The 14674-nt window shown below is 67.8% G+C and carries 12 protein-coding genes; 5 read left to right on the top strand and 7 right to left on the bottom strand.

All coding sequences use genetic code 11. The features are described from left to right. Window positions 1–14: 14 nt before the first annotated feature. Entirely contained in the window at window positions 15–779 is a 765-nt protein-coding gene (locus CFB50_RS24965) for a fumarylacetoacetate hydrolase family protein (RefSeq protein WP_089447505.1), read from the bottom strand. Next, window positions 776–1465 carry a fumarylacetoacetate hydrolase family protein gene (locus CFB50_RS24960; protein ID WP_089447504.1) on the bottom strand — a complete coding sequence of 230 codons (690 nt, stop codon included), beginning with the start codon at window positions 1463–1465 and terminating at the stop codon, window positions 776–778. Before CFB50_RS24960 ends, CFB50_RS24965 begins: the two co-directional genes overlap by 4 nt. 151 nt (window positions 1466–1616) lie before the next feature. Here CFB50_RS24960 and hpaR point away from each other — a divergent pair, with 151 nt between their 5' ends. Further along, window positions 1617–2057, top strand: a complete 441-nt coding sequence (gene hpaR / locus CFB50_RS24955; RefSeq protein WP_039356885.1) for a homoprotocatechuate degradation operon regulator HpaR — start codon at window positions 1617–1619, stop codon at window positions 2055–2057. A gap of 55 nt (window positions 2058–2112) precedes the next feature. On the opposite strand, the gene CFB50_RS24950 is transcribed toward hpaR, so the two are convergent. After that, a complete protein-coding gene (locus CFB50_RS24950; RefSeq protein WP_089447503.1) occupies window positions 2113–3324 on the bottom strand; it encodes an SDR family oxidoreductase in 1212 nt (403 codons plus the stop codon). A 651-nt stretch (window positions 3325–3975) separates the two neighbouring features. On the opposite strand from CFB50_RS24950, the gene CFB50_RS24945 reads away from it, so the two are divergent. The 4 genes from CFB50_RS24945 to CFB50_RS24930 all read left to right on the top strand — a co-directional run bounded on the left by CFB50_RS24945 (window position 3976) and on the right by CFB50_RS24930 (window position 8619). Beyond that, complete coding sequence (locus tag CFB50_RS24945; RefSeq protein WP_069251422.1) at window positions 3976–4320, top strand: DUF3564 family protein; 345 nt, start codon at window positions 3976–3978, stop codon at window positions 4318–4320. A 410-nt stretch (window positions 4321–4730) separates the two neighbouring features. Continuing rightward, the gene (locus CFB50_RS24940; protein ID WP_089447502.1) at window positions 4731–6629 is read left to right on the top strand and encodes a peptidoglycan D,D-transpeptidase FtsI family protein; all 1899 of its coding nucleotides are present in this window, start codon (window positions 4731–4733) and stop codon (window positions 6627–6629) included. Between the two features lie 210 nt (window positions 6630–6839). Next, a complete protein-coding gene (locus tag CFB50_RS24935; RefSeq protein WP_089447501.1) occupies window positions 6840–7835 on the top strand; it encodes an arabinose ABC transporter substrate-binding protein in 996 nt (331 codons plus the stop codon). A gap of 19 nt (window positions 7836–7854) precedes the next feature. Further along, window positions 7855–8619, top strand: a complete 765-nt coding sequence (locus CFB50_RS24930; RefSeq protein ID WP_069251420.1) for an SDR family oxidoreductase — start codon at window positions 7855–7857, stop codon at window positions 8617–8619. 75 nt (window positions 8620–8694) lie between these two features. On the opposite strand, the gene CFB50_RS24925 is transcribed toward CFB50_RS24930, so the two are convergent. From CFB50_RS24925 to CFB50_RS24910, 4 genes are all read right to left on the bottom strand, one after another. Then, window positions 8695–10413, bottom strand: a complete 1719-nt coding sequence (locus CFB50_RS24925; RefSeq protein WP_069251419.1) for a cation:proton antiporter domain-containing protein — start codon at window positions 10411–10413, stop codon at window positions 8695–8697. 208 nt (window positions 10414–10621) lie between these two features. Further along, a complete protein-coding gene (locus CFB50_RS24920; protein ID WP_089447500.1) occupies window positions 10622–12034 on the bottom strand; it encodes a c-type cytochrome in 1413 nt (470 codons plus the stop codon). Beyond that, window positions 12031–13809, bottom strand: a complete 1779-nt coding sequence (locus tag CFB50_RS24915; protein WP_069251417.1) for a GMC family oxidoreductase — start codon at window positions 13807–13809, stop codon at window positions 12031–12033. Before CFB50_RS24915 ends, CFB50_RS24920 begins: the two co-directional genes overlap by 4 nt. After that, on the bottom strand, window positions 13809–14546 hold the full coding sequence (locus tag CFB50_RS24910) for a gluconate 2-dehydrogenase subunit 3 family protein (protein ID WP_039356908.1): 738 nt from the start codon (window positions 14544–14546) through the stop codon (window positions 13809–13811). The genes CFB50_RS24915 and CFB50_RS24910 overlap by 1 nt, the downstream gene beginning before the upstream one ends. Window positions 14547–14674: the final 128 nt, after the last annotated feature.

Genomic DNA, 14674 nt, shown 5'->3' with positions numbered 1-14674 from the left:
CTTGGGCGACGGGCTCAGCCGGCGCGATAGTAGTCTGCTTCGCCGACGATCGTGTTCACGAGCCGGCCAATCCCTTCGATCTCGGTGACGACCTCGTCGCCCGGCTTCGTGTCCGCCAGCCCCTCGGGCGTGCCGGTCAGGATCAGGTCGCCCGGCGAGAGCGTCATGAAGCCGCTGATGTGTTCGATCAGCGCCGGCACGTCGAAGATCATGTCGCGCGTGCTGCCGCGCTGCGTCTCCTGGCCGTTCACCGTCGTGCGCAGCGTCAGGTCGCCCGCGTCGCCGATCTCGTCGCGGCTCACGAACCACGGCCCGAGCGGCGTGCAGGTGTCGCGGTTCTTCACGCGCAGGTTCGGGCGGTAGTAGTTCTCGAGATAGTCGCGGATCGCGTAATCGTTCGCGACCGTGTAACCGGCCACGTAGTCGAGCGCCTGCGCGCGGCTCACGTTGCGCGCGGGCCGGCCGATCACGACGGCCAGCTCGCACTCGTAATGCATGTGGGTGGCATCCGCCGGGCGCACGGTGCGCGACCGGTGGCCGATGAACGTGTTCGGTCCCTTCAGGAAGATCAGCGGCTCGCTCGGCGCCTTGAACGCGAGCTCCTTCGCGTGGTCGGCGTAGTTGAGGCCGAGCGCGAACGTCGTGCGCGACGCGACGGGCGGCAGCCATTCAACCACCTCTTCCGCGACGATTCGCCCCGTATCGAGGCGGATCGCACCGTCGCCGGCCGGTTCGGCCGCATGCAGTGCGCCGTTGTAGATCACGCGCGCCGTCTTCATCGTGCTTCCTCCGCAATCAGCGTGTGCCGCAACGTGCCGATGCCGGCGGCCGAAATCTCGATCGTGCTGCCCGCGCGAGCGCGCGGGGCGCCGCCGGCAACGCCGAGCAGCAGGACGTCGCCCGCGTCGAACGACATGAAGGCCGTCACGTCGGCGATCAACTCGCGCACTGGGCGAATCAGCGTGGCCGTCGAGGCGGACACGGCCACCTCGCCGTCGATCCGCACGGTCAGGCCGATCGCGTCGACATCGTCCAGCGCGGCAACCGGCACGATGGCCGGGCCCAGCGGGCAGAAACCATCGCGGCACTTGAAGCGCACGGCCGGACGGTAGTAATCGGGATGCGGCACCGACACGTCGCTCGCGAGCGCGAAGCCGTGAAGGTAGTCGAGCGCCTGCGCGGCCGGCACGCGCGTCGCGCGGCGGGCGAACACGACGGCCACCGACGCACCGATCTCCAGCGCGTCGACACCGGCCGGCACGACGACGGCCGCGCCGTCGCCCGCATGCGTATTGGCGGGCTTGATGTACAGGATCGGCGCCTGTGGCGGGCGCCCGTAAGGCGGTGCGTTCACGGCATCGCCGAGCGCGTCGAGCGCCGCGCGCTCGTTGAGCAGCGCACCGTAGACGGTACCGATGGCGACCGGCAACGGCGGCGCCGCGGCGGTCGTGCAAGACAGCTCCATGCGTCATTCCCCTGCCGCGCGTCGCGGCGCATCGTCAATAGTTAATATCTTAAGTAAACAATCGAACGCTGGCAACCTCGATTACCCTGATATGCGAAATTCACTCCCCGCGGCTGTTAAGATTGATGCGTCCCGTCCTCTGCCCTCCCCGATGAACCGTACGCTCGACCACCGCAACCTGGCCATGCTGCTGCTCGAGGCCCGCGAAACGCTGATGGGTCTGTTTCGCCCCATTCTCAAGGAATTCGCGCTGACCGAACAGCAATGGCGGATCATCCGCGTGCTCGACGGCGAACCGGCGCAGGCGCTCGAAGCGGGACAGATCGCGCGACGCTGCTGCATCCTGAGCCCGAGTCTCACGGGCGTGCTGGAACGGATGGAGCGCGACGGCCTGATCACGCGCACGCGCGCGCAGGAGGATCAGCGCCGGCTGTTGGTCAGCCTGACGCCGCAAAGCAGGAAACTGGTCACGGAAATCGGTCCGCGGATCGACGAGCAGTACCGGCAGCTCGAATCGCGGTTCGGCCAGGACGGCCTCGAAGACATCTATCGCGCGCTCGACCGGCTCATCGAGCTCGGCGGCAACACGTGAAAACGGCGCCCGTTCCCGCCAACCGCGGGAACGGGCGCCCGTGCGGCGCGGGCGGTCAGTGCACCGTGCCGCGGATCAGCTCGGTCACGGCCACGCCGCGCGACGTGCGCATGCATTCCTCGACGTAATCGATGAACGGCAACGGCTCGAAATCGATTTCGTCGCGCACGCGGCGGTTGTCGAACACGCGATCGACCGTCGCGAATTCCCCGCAGCGCTGCAGTGCCCGGCCGATCACGCGTTCGAGTGCCGGATCGGTCCGCCCCAGCACATCGCGCACCACGAGCGGCAACTCGGCCGGCGCACACGCCGCATAGCGCGGCGCGCCCGTCATGCCCGCCGCCTCGTCCATCGCACGCACGATCTGCGCGACCTGCGGCGCCTCGTCGCCGGCCGACACGTGATACAGGTCGTGCGCGAGCGTCGGCTTGACGGCCAGCAGCATCGTCGCACGCGCCACGTCGTCCACCGACACGATGTCGATGCGCGTCATCGGCCGCGCGGTGAAGCGGCGCGCGGCATGCGCGAGCCGGAACATCCAGAACGAATTCGGCGCGGGCCGCGTACCGAGCACCGTGTGGCCGACCACATGCGACGGCCGCACCACGACAAGCGGCAGCCCGAGCGCCCGCAGGCGCTGCTCGGTCTCGGCCTTCGCATGCAGGTAGTCCGCCGCGAGCACCGCACCCGGCAAGCCTTCTTCGTCGCGCGCGACATCGTTCGCCGCATCGGCCGCGGCTTCTTCCTGCACGATCCCGCCGCGGCCCGCATGCGCATAGGCCGTGCCGACGTACACGAAGCGCTGCAGGCGCGGCGCCCGTGCGAAGCGTTCGGCGAAGCGCACCGCATCGGCGATGTCGGCCCGCAGGTGCGCGCCGTCGGCCGGCGACGCATGGCCTGCGCAATGAATCACGTGCGTCGCGGCGGCGAGGCGCGGCGCGTCGGCGCCCTGCCACACGTCGCCGAGCGCACCGACGATCACGTTCGCATCGGTCAGGCGCGACGCCCAGTACGGCGCCAGCCCCGCGCGCAGCGCCGCTTCGCGCAGCCGCGCGACGGCGTGGCCGCGATCCTGCGCACGCACGACGCAGACGATGCGGTCGAGCAGCCCCGCATTGACGAGCGCCGTCAGTACGGTACTGCCGATGAAGCCGGTTGCGCCGGTCAGCACCAGCCGCCCGACGTTCGCCGCCGCGACCGGTGCGCTGGCCGGCGACACGAGGCTCGTCCGCCAGTTGAGCGACAACGCGGTTTTCCAGATCAGCACGATAGTCTCCTTCGAAGAGTCGGCCGGGCGGCGCGACGCCCGCGGTTGCGGGCTGCGCACGGCTCACCGGCCGGGCCGGGGCCTGACGCGCGCCCCGGCAGTCCCGATCGGGCGTGCGGCCCGCGATCGCGTCGATCGCGTCTCTGGCACGAGGCGGCGGCAGCCGCCGAGGACGGGCGTCCGCGGCACTGGATCGGGAAGATCCCAGTGTGGGGCCCGACCGCAGGCAAGTCTGTCCCGAAAGTTTCGTGAAAGTGTGCCGATTTGTATGGGATTGTCGGAGTCTGTCGTCCCGGGCGCGCCGTCAAGACGCCGCAACCTCCAGTCGGGCCGCTTTTCGGCGGTGCGGTACCGCCTCGGATCGGCCCGGTTTCCGCAGCCGGCCGCACGCGACAGATCGACGCGCCTCGCGGCCATGTCATCCCATGTCTCGATGATCGGCCCGGCCCCCCTCGGCACCGCGATCGCCGGTACGCACGGGTTTGCGCACGCTACCGGAATAACCATGCATCATCAGACGTCGTTCCATCTGAAATCGAAATGGACTCAATATGAATTTATTGCGGATTATCACTTGCGTTTCACACCAGTCTATCTAGACTGATCAAGTCAAAACGGTCGAACGCGTCATTTTTATAGGAGACGATCACAATGCGCCTCACCATTCGGATTAATGGCAGCGAATCGGCAACCCGGAACGCCTTCGCGGTACTGTGGGTCGATACCGACGAGGGGCTGTGGTCGCGCGAAGCACACCAAGGCATGGATCTCCCGACCTGGGGCAAGGTCCGCGACGTCGAGGGCGCAATGGCGCTCTGCGCGGCCGACAGCGGGAATGCCGTGTGCCAGTTGAAGGGACTGTCGTTCGATGCGACGCAGCGCGAACAGGGCCCCGCGGTGCTCGCCGGCAATCACCCCGCCGCGTGGCGACTGCAGGCTGTCGACCGCTGCACGAGTGAGCCGGAATACCGGGAATTCATTTCCGTTGACCGATAGAAATTATCGATGTAATTCGTCTGCGGTTTTCTGGTTTATTCCGGTTTCAGCGATATTTATTTCGATATTCAGCATTAACGGCGCCCCGTTTCGGGGCGCTTTTCATTTTGCGGTTTAAAGAAATAACCGCGAGCCGATCAATTGATCGCCCACCGGCGAGGATCGGCATCGATCCGGACCTGAAATCGCCCGTCCTCCGATTTACACGTCGCGAATCGCCGGCCTTTCATCGTCCGCTGCTTCCGTGAAATGGCGCTTCCCGCGCGCCTTTTCCGCTCTGTGTCAGCGCGCCGATACCCGCTTTTTCTCGGGGCCGGAACATACTTTCCCCACACGGCGTTTACTCATTTATTACAATCCCATTATTCAGACTGACTCGCCGCCCTCGGGCGGCCCGACCCGGCCATTGCATGAGCGTGAAAAAGAAGACCCACCCCGCCGATCCGTACGCGGCCGCGACCAAGAATCCGATGCTTGCGTCACGCCTGCCGATGTGGCGCTCGAAGCTGATCGTGATCATCGTGTTCCTCGCGTTCGCCGCGCTGATCGGCCGCGCCTTCTGGGTGCAGGTCGCGAACAAGGAGTTCTACGTCGGCCAGGGTCAGAAACGCTACCAGCGCACGATCGAGCTCGACGCGACGCGCGGGCGCATCGTCGACCGCAACGGCGCGATGCTCGCCGTCAGCCTGTCGACCTATGAAATCTGGGCGAACCCGAAACAGGTCGCCGACACCGACTACCCGCAGATCTCGAAGCTGCTCGACATGCCGCTCGTCGAGGTCAAGCGGCGCCTCGGCAACGACAAGACGTTCGTGCTGCTCAAGCGGCAGGTCGACGCGGACACCGCGGGCAAGCTCGACAAGCTCGCGATCGACGGCGTCACGCAGATCGCCGATTCGAAGCGTTTCTACCCGGAAGGCGAATCGGCCGCGCACGTGGTCGGCTTCACGAACGTCGAGGACAAGGGCCAGGAAGGCGTCGAACTCGCCGCGAATGCGCGCCTGGTGGGCACGTCCGGGCAGCGCGAGGTGATCCGCGACCGGCTCGGCCGCATCGTGTCGGACACGCGCCCGCTCGTCCCGGCGCAGCACGGCGCCACGATCGAACTGACGATCGACCGCCGCATCCAGCAGCTCGCGTTCAGCCAGCTCAAGGCGGCCGTGGTCGAGAACAACGCTGTGGCCGGCAGCGTCGTGGTGCTCGACGCGCAGAACGGCGAGATCCTCGCGCTCGCGAACTATCCGACCTTCGACCCGAACGACCGCGCCCGCCTCACCGGCCAGCAGTTGCGCAACCGCGCGGTGATCGACACGTTCGAGCCGGGCTCGACGATCAAGCCGCTCGTCGTCGCGCTGTCGATCGACGAGCGCAAGGTCACGCCGAACACGATCATCAACACGTCGCCGGGCACCTACAAGATCGGCCCGGCCGTGATCCACGACACGTCGAATCACGGGTCGCTGACGGTGTCGCAGGCGTTGCAGAAGTCGAGCAACGTCGCGCTCGCGAAGCTCGCGCTGAACCTGCCCGCCGAAACGATCTGGAACAAATACCAGGAATACGGGATCGGCCGCGCGCCGGAACTCACGTTCCCGGGCGTCGCGTCGGGCCGGCTGCGCGGCTACAAGCGCTGGCGGCCGATCGAGCAGGCGACGATGGCATACGGCTACGGCCTGTCGATGTCGCTGCTGCAGATCGCGCAGACCTACACGGCCTATGCGGGCGACGGCACGCTGCACCCAGTGTCGCTGCTGAAGAACGGCACCGACCAGCAAACGATCGACGCGCATCGCGGCCACCGCGTGACGTCGCCGCAAACGGCCGCGGCGATCCGTTCGATGCTCGAAATGGCGGTCGGCGAAGGCGGCACGGGGCGCCGCGCGCGCGTCGACGGCTACCGGATCGGCGGCAAGACGGGTACCGCGCGCAAGCAGGTCGGCGCAACCTATGCGAAGGGCAAGTACCGCGCGCTGTTCGCCGGGATGGCGCCGATGAGCAACCCGCGCCTGATCGTCGCGGTGATGATCGACGAGCCGCGCGGCAAGGGCTATTACGGCGGCACGGTGGCCGGCCCGGTGTTCGCGTCGGTCACGAGCGGCTCGCTGCAGTTGCTCGGCGTGCCGCCCGACGCACCGGTCGAGCCCGAGAAAAACCCGCCGGCGAAAGCCGTTGCGCCGCAGAAGACGGTGGCGGCACCGAAAGCGGCGGCGACGCCGGCCAGGACAGCCGCTGCGCCGAAAACCGCCGCATCGCTGAAGACTGCCGCGCCGTCGAGAACACCAGCGCAGGCAAACACGGCGGCGGGGTAATCGACCCAGCCCGAGCGACGCGCCGCCCCCCGGCGCGTCGCACCCCGACAACCTCGTCGCCGCCTCACACTTCCCCGCCATCGGGCACCGTCCCACTTTCTAGGAACGCCGCGCATCATTTGAGCGTTCCCGCTGCCTCCTCCTACAATTTTTTTGCGCGCGTCGGGCAGCCCTGCCCGCGTGCGCGACTACAACAAAGGAGAGAGACGCATGCGATTCCACTGGAAGACGCTCGCACTGGCCATCGCGAGCGCGGCACTGGTCGTCGGGGCGCCCGCCCATGCCGCCGACCCCGCCGACGTGAAAATCGGCTTCCTCGTCAAACAGCCGGACGATCCGTGGTTCCAGGACGAATGGCGCTTCGCCGAGCAGGCGGCGAAGGAACGGCACTTCACGCTGATCAGGATCGCGACGCCGAGCGGCGAAAAGGTGTCGACCGCGCTCGACAGCCTCGCCGCGCAAAAGGCACAGGGCGTGATCATCTGCGCCCCCGACGTGAAGCTCGGCCCCGGCATCGCCGCGAAGGCGAAGCGCGCGGGGATCAAGCTGATGTCGGTCGACGACCAACTCGTCGACGGCCGCGGCGCGCCGCTCCAGGGCGTGCCGCACATGGGCATCTCCGCGTACAAGATCGGCCAGCAGGTCGGCCAGGCGATCGCGAACGAGACGAAGCGGCGCGGCTGGAATCCGGCCGAGGTCGGCATCATCCGGATCGCATACGACCAGTTGCCGACCGCGAAAGAGCGCACGACCGGCGCGGCGGACGCGCTCAAGGCCGCCGGCTTCCCGGCCGCGAACGTGATCGACGCACCCGAAATGACGGCCGACACTGAAGGCGCGTTCAACGCGGCGAACATCGCGCTCACCAAGCATGCGAATTTCAAGCGCTGGGTCGCATTCGGCTCGAACGACGACACGACGGTCGGCGCGGTGCGCGCCGCCGAGGGGCGCGGCATCGGCGCCGACGCGATGGTCGCGGTCGGCATCAACGGCAGCCAGGTCGCGCTCAACGAATTCGCGAAGCCGAAACCGACGGGTTTCTACGGCTCGATCCTGCTGAATCCGCGCCAGCACGGCTACCAGACGAGCATCAACATGGTCGACTGGATCACGAAGAACCAGGCGCCGCCGCCGCTCGTGCTGACGTCCGGCACGCTGATCACGCGTGACAACGAAAAGCAGGCGCGCGCCGCGCTCGGCCTGTGAGCCGGTACAAGGAGCCGACATGACACGCACCACCCTCGTGACGGGCGCCGCCGGCGGCATCGGCCAGGCGCTGTGCCGCACCTTCCTCGCCGCGGGCGACCGCGTGCTCGCGCTCGATCGCGACCGCGCGGCGCTCGACCGCTTCCTCGATACGCTCGACGACGCGCACGCGACGCCGGTCGTCGACGACCTGACCGACGTCGAGCAGCTGCGTTCGCTGCTCGAATCGCAGCCGCCGGTCGACGTGCTCGTCGCGAACGCGGGCACGGCGGCGTCGACCACGCTGCGCGACACGACGCCCGCCACCTGGCGCACGGATCTCGACGCGAACCTGACAGCCACCTACGTGAGCGTCGAAGCCGTGCTGCCCGGCATGCGGGCGCGCGGGCGCGGTGCGATCGCGATCATCGGTTCGGTCAACGGCGTGCATGCGCTCGGGCATCCGGCGTACAGCGCGGCGAAGGCCGGGCTGATCAGCTACACGAAATCGCTCGCGATCGAATTCGGCCGCGACGGCGTGCGCGCGAACATCGTGCTGCCTGGCACCGTGAAGACACCCGCGTGGGAAGCACGTGTGGCGCGCAACCCGCAGGTGTTCGAGGCGTTGAGGAAGTGGTATCCGCTCGACGATTTCGCGACACCCGACGACGTCGCGCAGGCCGCGCTGTTCCTGTGCTCGCCGGCTGCGCGGATCATCACCGGTGTGGCGCTGCCCGTCGATGGCGGCCTGCTGGCCGGCAATCGCGTGATGGCGCAGGAATTGACGCTGGAGACGTTCTACTGAAACGGAAGCACGCAGGGCCGGCGGCCGCCCGGGCCGCCGCGCCCCGCCCGGCACGCGGCGCGATGCCGCGCGCCGTCAATGCGCAGCGGCCGCAGCCGGCTTCGTCATCCTGCCGAGCACGTGCTCGGTCATTCCGCGCGCGAGCTCGGTCTCGCCCATGAACACGGTGCCGATGCCCTCGTTCGACAGCAGCGCGGCCTCGTCGCCGCTGTTCGTGCACAGCACGACCTCGAGCGCCGGATTCAAGGTGCGCGAGATCTCGACGATCTGCCGCACGTCGAACACGTCAGGTAGCGTGACGACCAGCATCCCGGCACGCGCGATATGCGCCTGCACGAGCACGATCGGCTCGATCGCGTCGCCCGACACGGCCGCCACACCTTCTTCACGCAGCTTCTCGACGAGCTCGCGATTCTGCTCGACGACGACATACGCGATGCCGCGCTCGTCCAGCGCGTGCGCGATGCGCGTACCGACCTTGCCGTAGCCGACGATCACGACCTGCCCCGTCAGGTGCGTCTGCGGCGTCGACATCGGCAGCGCGGCGAGCGGATCGTCGCGCGCCTCGAGCTTGCGCGCGAACGCCGAATGCTTGCGAATCCACGCGAGCGCCGGATCGATCATCGCGAACAGCAGCGTGTTCATCGCGATCGAGATCAGCGCGACGGCCAGAATCAGGCTCTGCCCCTCGGCCGACAGCAGCCCGAGCGCACGGCCGAGCCCGGCGAGGATGAACGAGAACTCGCCGATCTGCGCGAGACCCGCGCCGACCGTCAGCGCGGTATTCAGCGGATAGCGGAACGCGATCACGAGCGCGACCGCCGCGAGCGTCTTGCCGATCACCACGATCGCCGCGACCTCGATCACGTGCAGCGGCTCCGCGAGCAGGATCTTCGGGTCGAACAGCATCCCGACCGAAATGAAGAACAGCACCGAGAACGCGTCGCGCAGCGGCAGCGTCTCGTCGGCCGCGCGCCGGCTGAACTCCGACTCGCGCATCATCATCCCGGCGAAGAAAGCGCCGAGCGCGAACGACACGTCGAACAGCTTCGCCGCGCCGAACGCGATGCCGACCGCCGCGGCAATCATGCAAAGCGTGAACAATTCGCGTGAACCCGTGCGCGCGACGAGCCACAGAATGCGCGGAAACACGCGCTTGCCGACCACCAGCATCAACGCGATGAACGCCGCGACCTTCAGCATCGTGACGCCGAGCGTGCCCCACACGCTGCCGCCGGCCGCATGCGCGTCGCCGGGCGGCGTACCGCCGAGCAGCCCCGCGACGGGCGGCAGCAGCACCAGCACGAGCACCATCACGAGATCCTCGACGACGAGCCAGCCGACCGCGATGCGCCCGTTGACCGTCTCGACCAGCCCGCGCCCTTCGAGCGCACGCAGCAGCACCACCGTGCTCGCGACCGACAGCGCGAGCCCGAACACGAGCGCCGCGCCAACGCTCCAGCCCCAGGTGAGCGCGAGCCCGCCGCCCAGCAGCGTGGCCACCGTAATCTGGACGATCGCGCCCGGCAGTGCGATCTTGCGCACCGCGAGCAGATCGCCGAGCGAGAAATGCAGGCCGACGCCGAACATCAGCAGCATCACGCCGACTTCGGCGAGCTGCTGCGCGAGCGACAGGTCGCCGACGAAGCCGGGCGTGCCGGGGCCGATCACGATCCCGGCGAGCAGATAGCCGACGAGCGGCGGCATTTTCAACAGCGACGCGAAATAACCGAAGACCATCGCGAGACCGAAACCGGCCGCGAGCAACGCAATCAGGCTGACGTCATGAGGCATCCCCCCTCCCGAAGTTCTTGTAACTATTTAGTAAGGTTCAAGAATGAAAGGATAAGGGATGAGGCGGAAAAATGGCGCGCCGCCGCGAAAAATTCACGCGGTGGCGCGCCTTTGCGGGGTGCAACCCCGGCGAAAAGAAAGGCGCCGCGCGGATGCGGCGGCGCCCTGAAGCCCATCGGACAGGCGGGGCTGGCGCCCCGCCGCCCCGTCAACGCGACGCTTGCGGGAACCGTGCGCCCGGCGGCGCTTCGGGCCGGGTCGACGGCACGCTCTTGCGCACCTTCGCGACCTGCGCGGCCGTCACGGCAGCACCCGTGTTGCCCCAGCTCGTGCGCACGAAGTTGGACACGTCCGCGACTTCCTGGTCCGACAGGCGCCAGCCGAACGGCGGCATCGTGAACGTCGACGGCGCGGTGCGCGTCCCCTGCAGCGCGCTGCCTTCCAGCACGACGTGGATCAGCGAGGTCGGATCGTCACCCTGCACGACCGGGTTGCCGGCGAGCGCCGGGAACACGCGCGTGTAGCCGTGGCCGTCGCTGCGGTGGCAGGCCATGCAGTTGTCGCGATAGACGGCCGCGCCCGGCTTGCTCGCGTCGCCGGTCTGCAGCGCCTTCGCGGCGGCCGCGTCGTACACGTGCGGCTGCTCGCCCTGCACGCGCGGCGGCAGCGTCTTCAGGTAGCGCGCGATCGCGTTCAGATCATCGTCGGTCATGTGCTGCATGCTGTGGCCGACCACGTCCGTCATCCCGCCGAACGCGGCCGTGCGCAACGTGCGGCCCGTCTTCAGGAACTGCACGATCTCGGTTTCCGTCCACGTGCCGAGGCCCGTGCGCGGCTCGCCGCGCAGGCTCGTCGGCACCCAGCCGTCGATCGCCGCGCCGCCGGCCAGGAAGTCCGGGCCGTCCGCGTCGGTCAGCCCGCGCTCCTGCATGGTCGGCGCGCGCGGCGTATGGCATGCGCCGCAGTGGCCGAGACCCTGCACGAGATACGCACCGCGCGCGACCACCGGATCGGTGTACGGCGCCGCGTCGAACGGCTTCGGCGTCGGCGCGAACATCTTGCGCCAGATCCCGAGCGGCCAGCGCATCGACAACGGCCACACGATGTCGACCGCGCGGTTCTCGTGCTCGACCGGCGCGACGCCGTGCATGAAGTACGCATACAGCGCCTTCATGTCGTCGTCGGTCAGGCGCGCATAGGACGGGAACGGCATCGCCGGGTACATCGTGTCGCCGTTCTTGCGCACGCCTTCGCGCACGGCACGCGTGAAGTCCTCGACGGTCCAGCCGCCCAGGCCCGTTTTCGGGTCCGGCGTGATGTTCGTCGAGTAGATCCCGCCGATCGGCGTGTCGAATTTCAGCCCGCCCGCGAACGGCTTGCCGCCGCTCGCGGTGTGACATGCGATGCAGTCGCCTGCCCGCGCGAGGTATTCGCCGCGCTTGATCAGGGCCGCGTCGGCGGATGGGGCCGCGGGTGCGGCCGCCGGGCCGGAAGCCGCCGCGGGCGCTGCCGGCTGCGCCAATGCCGCCGTGCCCGCGAAGCCGAACGCGGCCCAGGCCGCACCGGCCGCCAGCGCGCGCGTCATCCGGCGCGCGACGTTGTGGTTCATCGTCCTCTTCATACGGTCACCAGCGGGGCGGGATTTTTCAGGTATTGCTCGCGGATCGCACGGGCCGACCAGTAGGCCAGCGCCGCGATGATCCCGGTCGGGTTGTAGCCGATGCCCTGCGGCAGCGCCGATGCGCCCATCACGAACACGTTGTGCACGTCCCAGCACTGCAGGTAGCGGTTCAGCACGCTCGTCTTCGGGTCGGTGCCCATGATCGCGCCGCCGACGAGGTGGGTCGTCTGGTACTGGCGCGAGTCGAAGTGTTTGCCGAATTCGCGCGTCGATACGCCAATCGCCTTCGGCCCCATTGCTTCCGCGATCTTCTTCATCTGCCCGGTCACGTACTGCGCCATCTTGATGTCGTTGTCCTTCCAGTCGAAGGTCATCCGCAACAGCGGCTGGCCGTACGAATCGCGATAGGTCGGATCGAGGTCGAGATACACGTCGCGGTACGACATGTTGGTGCCGTGCGCGTCCATCGAGATCGTGTGCGCATAGTTGTCCTTGACCGCCTTCTTCCACGCCGAGCCCCACTGCGGCGTACCGGGCGGCGTCGCGATGCCGCTGATCGGCTTCACGCCGGCCTGGTTCACCCACAGCGGCGAGCCGCCGACGAAGCCGAGCGGGCCGTGGTCGAAGTTGTCCGCGTTGAAATCGTCCACCGCGACGCCGTTGCCGCCCGCGCCGATGAACGGATTCGTGTAGGTGTCCTTGTCGAAGTACGCCTTGATCGTCGACAGGTTCTGATACGCGAAATTGCGGCCCACGACGCCTTCGCCCGAGATCGGGTCGTACGGCTTGCCGATGCCCGACAGCAGCAGCAGGTGCACGTTGTGATACTGGAACGCGGCCACGATCACGAGATCGGCCGGCTGGTGCACTTCGCGCCCGGCCGGGTCGACGTAGGTCACGCCCGTCGCGCGCTTCTTCGTATCGTCGAGGTCGACGCGCAGCACGTGGCACTTCGAGCGCAGCTCGAAGTTCGGCGCCTGCTTCAGCGCGGGCAGGATGTTCAGGTTCGGCGACGCCTTCGAGTACATGTAGCACGCGTAGCCGCTGCAGTAGCCGCAGAAGTTGCACGGGCCCATCTGCACGCCGTACGGGTTGGTGTACGGGCCCGACGTGTTCGCCGACGGCAGCCGGTACGGATGCAGGCCGAGCGACTTCGCCGCATCGGAGAAGCGCTGCGCCGAATAGGTATTGAGCTGCGCGGGCAGCGGGAAGTTGTCGCTGCGGTTCGCTTCGAACACGTTGCCGTCGCCGACCACCTTGCCGCCAACCTTGTACGCCTGCCCCGACGTGCCGAACACCTTCTCGGCGAAGTCGAAATGCGGCTCGAGCTCCTCGTAGGTCACGCCCGTGTCCTGGATCGTCATCCCTTCGGGGATGAACTTCTTGCCGTAGCGCTCTTCATAGTGGCTGCGCAGGCGCAGCTCTTCCGGCGTGATCCGGAAATGCACGCCCGACCAGTGCAGCCCCGCGCCGCCGACGCCTTCGCCCGGCAGGAACGCGGCCAGCTGCCGGTACGGCAGCGCGGTGTCCTGCAGGCCATGACGGATCGACACGGTCGTCTTCGACAGGTCGAGGAACAGCTTCTTGCGGATGTTGTAGGTCAGCTCGTCGATCGTGTTCGGATACGCGCCGTCCGGATAGGTGTCGCGATACTCGCCGCGCTCGAGCGCGACGACGTTCAGGCCCGCTTCGGTCAGTTCCTTCGCGAGAATCGCGCCGGTCCAGCCGAAGCCGACGATCACCGCATCGACATGCGGTTTTTTCTCTGCGGCCATCAGCTGCGCTCCCCGTTGATCGAGACGGGGCCGTACGGATACGACTTGCCGTTCTGGTTGACGAAATCCATGAAGTCCGCGCGCGCGCCCGGAAAGCCGATCATCTTCCACGCGGCCATGTCGTGATTGCCGCCATGCACCGGATCGCAGAAGTACCCTTCGCGCGTGTTCTGCAGCAACTGACCGAAGAACACGCCGGGCGGCACGTCGTCGATCTGCGCACCGCCCTTCTCCAGCGCGCCGAGCACGGTGTCGCGCGTCGGCGCGTCGAGATCCGCGAACGCCTTGCCGTGGGTCTTCTCGCAATAACGGTTGACCGCCGCGATGCCGAGCCGGTAGATGTCGCGCGGCACCAGCTTCAGCTGGTAGCCGAGCTCGGGCACGCCTTGCTGGAACGGGCCCTGCATATACCAGGTGGCGCCGTGCGCATACGGCGTCTCCATCTGGCGGTCGATGAATTCGGGCACGCCCGATTCGAGCGCGCCGGGACCTTCGGCGTCGGCCGGAATCAGCCGGTCGACGGCGGCCTGGACGAACGCCCATTCCTTCGCATCGAAGAAGGTCGGCTTGTACGGAGCGCGTTCGGCGTTGGCCGATGCACCGGGCGCGTTGCCGGTCGTCGCGGAAGGCGACGACGAACGCAGGTCGCAGCCGGCGACCGACGCGATCGGCACGAGCGCGACCGACGTGCGCAGGAAACGGCGGCGCGAGTTGGGTTTGTCAGGTGGCGTGGACATGGTCGGATGTTGATCGTTGGGGCTCGGGGCCCGGACGCGCGCACTCCGCATGCGGCATGTCCGGTATGGCAGCCATGCCGCATGCGGCTGGCCGTCCTGTTCTTTCGTCTGTTGCGAACAACCTCGCT

The sequence above is a fragment of the Burkholderia sp. AU33423 genome, assembly GCF_002223135.1.
Lineage (GTDB): Bacteria > Pseudomonadota > Gammaproteobacteria > Burkholderiales > Burkholderiaceae > Burkholderia > Burkholderia lata_D.
This window is presented reverse-complemented; position numbering and strand designations above follow the sequence as displayed.